Source organism: Tropicibacter alexandrii (genome assembly GCF_003667315.2).
Taxonomy (GTDB): Bacteria; Pseudomonadota; Alphaproteobacteria; order Rhodobacterales; family Rhodobacteraceae; genus Tropicibacter; species Tropicibacter alexandrii.
Window position 1 is genome coordinate 1 of record NZ_RCTZ02000081.1, and the last position, 215, is coordinate 215.

At 61.9% G+C, this 215-nt stretch carries 1 protein-coding gene; it reads left to right on the forward strand.

All coding sequences use genetic code 11. The features are described from left to right. Nucleotides 1–215, forward strand: a 215-nt coding sequence (locus D8Z78_RS24435) for an EF-Tu/IF-2/RF-3 family GTPase (RefSeq protein WP_240672267.1), incomplete at both ends; no start/stop codon positions are given.

The window sequence follows — 215 nt, forward strand, 5'->3', positions numbered from 1 at the left end:
CCGATCGAAGACGTGTTCTCGATCTCGGGTCGTGGTACGGTTGTGACCGGTCGTGTCGAGCGTGGCGTGATCAACGTTGGCGACACCATCGAGATCGTTGGCCTGAAGGACACGCAGACCACCACCTGCACCGGTGTTGAAATGTTCCGCAAGCTGCTGGATCGCGGTGAGGCAGGCGACAACATCGGCGCGCTGCTGCGCGGCATCGACCGTGA